Below are 6085 nucleotides of genomic sequence, written 5' to 3'. Positions count from 1 at the left end.
CAACGGCCATTCAAATAGCCAGATCGATGACCTGCTGCCATGGGCCTACGCCGCAAAGCCCGAACTCAAAGCCGTGGCCTGAAAACACCGCTTACAGATTGACAACAACAGTGTCGAACGGACCATCCGGCCGATAGCCCTCAATCGGAAGAACGCACTCTTCGCTGGGCACGATGCCGGGGCCGAGAACTGGGCGACCATCGCCTCGCTCATCGAGACCTGCAAGCTCAATGCCGTCGATCCGCTGGCTTATCTGACCGCCACGCTCACTGCCATCGTCAACGGCCACAAGCAGGGCCAGATTCATGAGCTTTTGCCTTGGAATAATTCGCCCTTGGAGCGGACCAACAGGCAACAGTAGCGGGGCAGATGGCTGCGCACGAAGGTACGCAGCCGCGTTGTTCAGTGTAGTGAGGCGCTTGCCGCAAGCCGCTCATCCTTGTCGTGCAGCGCGAAGCGGTCAATCATATCAGCACTCGCTCCGTTGAAGCCGAGAACCTCGACCTCGTCGCCCGCCTGACGGAACTTCAATACGATCTTGTCCAACGCGCCAATTGCGGTGATGTCCCAGAGATGAGCCTTTGTGAGATCGATGATGATCCGCTTACTCTTATCCGTGAAGTCGAACGCATGGATAAAGGCTTCCGCCGACGCAAAGAAGACCTGCCCCACCACTGCATAGGTGACGCTGTTTTGTTCGGGATTCTCCAGGCGCGTGACCCTGAACAGACGGGCTACCTTGCCAGCAAAAAAGATGCCGGACAGCAGGACGCCAACGATCACGCCCTTCGCCAAATCGTGCGTTGCGACGACGGTGATGACCGTCGCCAGCATGACGACGGAGGAAGGAAGCGGATGGCGTCTCAGGTCGAGGATCGACCGCCAAGAGAAAGTGCCAATGGAAACCATGATCATGACCGCAACAAGCGCCGCCATCGGGATGATCCGGACGAGGTCGTTGAGAACGACGATCAGGAACAGTAGGAAAGCACCCGCGACAAACGTCGAAAGCCGTCCTCGGCCACCCGATGTTACGTTGATGACCGACTGTCCGATCATGGCACACCCGCCCATGCCACCGATCAGCGCCGACGCGATATTTCCCGCGCCCTGACCAACGCATTCCTGGCTCTTGTTGCTGGGCGTGTCCGTCATGTCGTCGACGATCTGCGCGGTAAGCAGCGATTCCAGCAGGCCGACGGCAGCGAGCGTCACTGAGTATGGGAAGATGATCTGCAGCGTCTCCCAGGTCAACGGAACCTGCGGAAGCATGAGGAATGGGATCGAAGACGGAAGTTCGCCGAGGTCGCCGACGGTGCGTAGGTCCATGCCGAACCACCACGCCATGGCCGTGAGAACCGCGATGGCCACGAGCGGCGATGGGATAGCCTTGGTCACGTATGGAAAGAGGTAGATGATAGCGAGGCCGCCAGCGATCATCACGTAGGTGAGCGTCGGAACCCCGAGAAGTTCGGGCAACTGGGCCATGAAGATCAGGATCGCAAGTGCGTTGACGAAGCCCGTGATGACCGAGCGGGAGACGAAGCGCATCACGCGGCCAAGCCTCAGCCATCCCGCGACGATCTGGATGATGCCCATCAGGATGGTGGCGGCGAACAGATACTGAAGACCGTGCTCCTTGACCAACGAGATCATGACAACGGCGGTCGCCGCCGTGGCGGCAGAGATCATGCCCGGCCGACCGCCCACGAAGGCAGCCACGCAAGCGATTGCGAAGGAGGCGTAGAGGCCGACCTTCGGATCGACGCCTGCGATCACGGAGAAGCCAATTGCTTCCGGGATGAGCGCGAGGGCGACGACGATGCCTGAGAGCACGTCGCCACGGATGTTGGAGAACCACTCCTGACGGTAGTTTGAAAGAGTTCGCATGGGAGGTTTTTTCACAGTTGAGGCAACGGGCCGAGCAAAACTCGGTCCTCGAAAATGGAATAGGTTGCGTTGCTGTGTTGTCTGGCGGATCGGCGGCCAGAAGAGCCACCCGGAATCTCACCGGGTCCTTGTGGATGACGCTAAGTAGCTCACGCAGTCCAGTTTTGCAATTATGTCTCGGTCTGAACCCGCGACAAAACATAGGACGCGAAGACGGGCATACGATCTTACACCAAAGCCTCTGCGGAAACCAAATCAACGCTTACATGTTAATGCGGGAAAGGAGAGTTTTGATGAGCTATCCCCGTTTTGCGGCAATGATCGCAGTGTCAACCGTGGTGATGTTTTGGCTGATGTATCTCAACACCTACGCGTTTGATCATGTTTTCTACAGCCAGACCCGAACCTGGATGGCAGTTTTGATGGGGGCAGTCATGGCGGTTATCATGATGAGCTTCATGTGGGGAATGTACCCGAACAAGAAGGTGAACGCCGCCATTCTGCGGGCAGTGCTGTGATCTTTGCAGGAGCACTTTGGCTCGTTCGAAGTCAGGAAACGGTTTTCGATGTCGCCTACATGAAGGCGATGATCCCTCACCATTCGATTGCGATCATGACCAGCGAGCGTGCTCACATACGCGACCCGGAAGTCCGCACACTCGCTGATCGCATCATTGACGCACAGTGAGCGGTCGACGAAACCGTCTCGCCAGGTTCGAAACTCTGCTCGATGATCTGCAGCTTTTGCTCGGTTGTCCACCGCCTGCGGCGGACATCACCCGTGATCACCTCGATGCGTCGATAGTCGTTGGACATAAGCCTGTCCTCAAGCCTGTGCTTGAGCCTTTCTGCTTATGCCGACTGTCCGGTCGAAATGGGGGGCAGTTCACAGCGGGAGAGCAAAGACCGCTTCCGTGGGCGAAAGCGGACATTGAAGATCGCAAAATCGAACGGCGGCATCGTGCTGCCGAAACACACGGTGGCGAGGACATCACCGCGTAGCCGCGTCCGCTCCTCAAGCTAACGAGGGCGCTCCGGCTTCGGTCCTTACTCCGACCGGAGGGCCGTTGTTTGCACCCGGGGGCAAGTTGTCACTACGGCCGCTTAGCGCCTTCATATTGGTGAACGAGGCACCGGACGCTGTTGCTGCTGCGGACATACCACCAATTCAGACGGCTATCCGTCGTCGCTCGATGAGGCTTCCGGGCATCAGCGCGTTCAGGCCACTCACGAGCATCTCGGATGCTTCATCGAGAGCCGCTTCCGGCATGGTTTCCAGACTTTCTAGTATGAACCACATCCGGCTGGAGGCGTAGTCGAGGCGCGTGCGCGTGCCCTGCCGCCAGTTCCACCGCCTGCAAGTGACACCGACATTGTCACGCCAGATGACTTCGCCCGAAGCGGGATTCTCGATCACCGCTTCGCCGTTCATGACAGTGTCAAAAGACTCCGTGCCGTCGGCGATGGTGAGAAGCGGTCGTCCGACATAGGCATCGTAGTTCTCGCCACCTACCGGTACCGCTTATTTCAGGCTGACCGCATTGTAGAGGTCGACCAATGGATTTATTGGGGGGAGCTTCCCATCCTTCAACACCCTCTTCCGCAAAGCCTGGGCCGAACAGGGCGTTCTGTTGGGCTTCGCCCCGAAACGCTGATACGCGTCAGCCCAACTGGTGAGGTGAGCTTCCGCCCACGAAGGGCCGCCTCGGACGACGTATCCGCTGGCTTCCTCCAGAAGATTGCCAGGGAGTTGTCCTGCCCGTGCGTTTGTGGCATCGACGTGAATGCTCATCGCGATGAAGCCGGGCGCTATGTCCCTGATCTGTGCGTCGATGACGGGTAGCTCGAACATAAACTCGGTAACTTCTGTGGAGTGCTTTTCTTCAGGCGGGGATCAGAGTTGCGACGACCTGGTCGGAACCACGGTCGGACTCTGCCAGGCCCTTTTTGACCCCTTGACGGTCAGCCTCGGGCCGGTTCTGGCTGAGTTTGCGCTTTCCTTGAAGGGAGGCAATCGGCATTCGGATGCCGACAATGCCACGCAACTGCGCCCTGATGTAGCTGTCCGGCGCATCGGAGACCGCCCATGGAACCTGTCGTCGTGATTCATGAATTATTGTCAGACGCGTCACGACATCAAGCAATCGGTGCTCGTCGTCGAAGAACTCTACCGGCCCCGAGGCGTGCACCGCCGTGTAGTTCCAAGTCGGAACAACCTTCCCATGCTCTGCCTTCGACGCGTACCAAGAAGGCGTGACATAGGCGTCCGGTCCCATGAACACGACGAGCGCTTGGCCAATGACCTCGGCCTTCCATTGCGGATTCGGCCGCGCCAGGTGCGCATAGAGAACGCCCCGTTCGCCCTCCGTCTGATCCAAGTACATCGGCAACGGTGTCGCCATCGGCCCGGCTGCGGTTGCCGTCACGAAATTGGCCAGGCGACATTGCCGGATCATCTCGTAAAGCTCCGTGGTGTCGTCCACGGCGAAGGCTGGTGGGGTATACATCTCGCATCTCCTTGACAGGGATGGAATAATCCAAGATCTGGCACGATACACGGCCAGTTCCGGAGTTTTTCATTGGGCCAGTTTGCAAGCCGGTCGCGGAGGACAGGTGCGACACAGCGCATATATCTCGACTTGCGGGCGCAAATCGTGTCGGGCGTTTATGCTCCCGGCGACAAACTTCCGTCCAGCCGGGCCCTTGCTGAGGAACTTGGGGTTTCCAGGACGACAGTGTCGGCCGCGTACGACCAGTTGATCTCAGAGGGATACATCCAGGTGCGGCAGGGAGCCAAACCAGTTGTCTCCCCGAACTCGCCACCGTTTCGCAGCGTATGGACGCAACGCGAGGGAAATGCGGCCGTTAGATTGTCCGCATATGCTACACGAGCCATCTCGTTGCCAGGAACGATCAGTGCCGAGCAAAAACCCTTGGACTATGATTTTCGTTACGGTGATGTTGCTCCGTCGGATTTTCCCAAGCTTGCCTGGAAGCGTGCCCTAAGTGCCTCCGCACTCGCGCATCGCGAACGGCTAGGATACGACCATCCCGCGGGAAGCAAGGCGCTTCGCAAGGCGCTTCACGGATATGTCTGGAGGGCCAGGGGGATCAGATGCGACGAAAACCAGATCGTCGTCGTCAGCGGGTCGCAGCAGGCCCTCGACCTTTGCGGGCGGGTCTTGATCAATCCCGGGGTCCGCGTCGTCCTGGAAGAGCCCTGTTACCAGATGGCTCGCAATGTCATGCTGGCGCTCGGTGCCCAACCGGTCGCTGTCCGATGCGACCGTGACGGGATTGATCCGTCGGAACTTCCTGACCCCGCGGACGTGGCCTGCGCGATTATCACGCCCAGTCATCAGTTCCCGTTGGGCGGCGTGCTCAGCGCCAGACGGCGGCAGGAATTGATGGACTGGGCTGCCACGGGCGGCGTCTATCTCATCGAAGATGACTACGATGGTGAGTATCGCTACGACGTGAACCCAATCCCACCCTTGCAACTGTCCCAGCCCGACAGGGTCATCTACGTCGGAACGGCTTCCAAAATTTTGTCGCCGACACTCCGAATTGGATACCTGGTAGTGCCTGAACCGCTCGTCGAGGCGTTCGTCCGCTGCAAGCAGATCACGGATCGTCACAGCGCCACGTTCGAGCAGGAGGCTTTGGCTGCGATGATCGAATCCGGTGCCTACGAGACCCATGTCCGGCGGATGCGACGGGTGAATGCAGAACGACGCTCAACATTCCTGGTCGAGATGCAGCGCGTCTTCGGCGACAGTGTCGAAATCGTCGGAACCTCTGCGGGCCTCCATGTGGTCGTCTGGTTCAACGGACTGTCAGCGGCGGACGAGTCGCGTTTTGCTGAACAAGCCAGAACCGAGGGTGTTGGGCTGTACCCCATCGGTCCGCTTTATGAGACGCGAACCGACCCGCGTGCCGGGTTCATATTCGGATACGCATCGATGTCCTTGAACGACATCAGAAATGGCGTGACCCGATGCGGGGAATTGCTCAGTGCGTAGTACCCGTAGCACGCGGAACAACCCTCAATGCCGCTTTGGAGCCAAGAACTCTCGGCCGCTTTGCGCCTGCATATCGGTCATTGGACCTCCTAGTTCAAAGTCCTGAAAGCTGCCAGTCCGTTGATCCGCGGCTTATGCCCAAGATGGGGTCGGAAGCTGCCACTCATGCGATG

General features: G+C 58.8%; 3 protein-coding genes, 4 pseudogenes and 1 other annotated feature. Of the genes and pseudogenes, 3 read left to right on the top strand and 4 right to left on the bottom strand.

What is annotated here, in order from left to right; all coding sequences use genetic code 11:
* Positions 1-88 precede the first annotated feature (88 nt).
* Positions 89-361: pseudogene (locus C7449_RS20960) on the top strand (transposase domain-containing protein); the annotation flags it as partial.
* 41 nt (positions 362-402) lie between these two features.
* On the opposite strand, the gene C7449_RS20955 reads toward C7449_RS20960, so the two are convergent.
* Positions 403-1890, bottom strand: coding sequence for a SulP family inorganic anion transporter (locus tag C7449_RS20955; RefSeq protein WP_170115980.1), 1488 nt, complete (start codon positions 1888-1890; stop codon positions 403-405).
* A 75-nt stretch (positions 1891-1965) separates the two neighbouring features.
* Positions 1966-2021, bottom strand: a sequence feature (sul1 is cis-regulatory element that is thought to sense ions involved in sulfur or methionine metabolism; They are found in Alphaproteobacteria).
* A gap of 162 nt (positions 2022-2183) precedes the next feature.
* Between C7449_RS20955 and C7449_RS20950 the strand changes: the two are divergent.
* A pseudogene (locus tag C7449_RS20950) lies at positions 2184-2578 on the top strand (DUF305 domain-containing protein).
* On the opposite strand, the pseudogene C7449_RS20945 reads toward C7449_RS20950, so the two are convergent.
* From C7449_RS20945 to C7449_RS20935, 3 genes and pseudogenes are all read right to left on the bottom strand, one after another.
* Positions 2578-2706, bottom strand: a pseudogene (locus C7449_RS20945) (transposase); the annotation flags it as partial. The pseudogenes C7449_RS20950 and C7449_RS20945 sit on opposite strands and share 1 nt — an antisense overlap.
* 352 nt (positions 2707-3058) lie before the next feature.
* Positions 3059-3742 (bottom strand): annotated as a pseudogene (locus C7449_RS20940) (B3/B4 domain-containing protein).
* 31 nt (positions 3743-3773) lie between these two features.
* Positions 3774-4397, bottom strand: a complete 624-nt coding sequence (locus C7449_RS20935) for an FMN-binding negative transcriptional regulator (RefSeq protein ID WP_108004846.1) — start codon at positions 4395-4397, stop codon at positions 3774-3776.
* 72 nt (positions 4398-4469) lie between these two features.
* On the opposite strand from C7449_RS20935, the gene pdxR reads away from it, so the two are divergent.
* Positions 4470-5912 (top strand): MocR-like pyridoxine biosynthesis transcription factor PdxR, encoded by a 1443-nt coding sequence (pdxR, locus tag C7449_RS20930; RefSeq protein ID WP_108004845.1) that lies wholly within the window; start codon positions 4470-4472, stop codon positions 5910-5912.
* The last annotated feature ends 173 nt before the right edge of the window (positions 5913-6085 follow it).

The organism is Mycoplana dimorpha (genome assembly GCF_003046475.1).
GTDB lineage: Bacteria > Pseudomonadota > Alphaproteobacteria > Rhizobiales > Rhizobiaceae > Mycoplana > Mycoplana dimorpha.
Note: the sequence above shows the minus strand (reverse complement) of the source record. Positions and strands in the feature narration are given on the sequence as shown.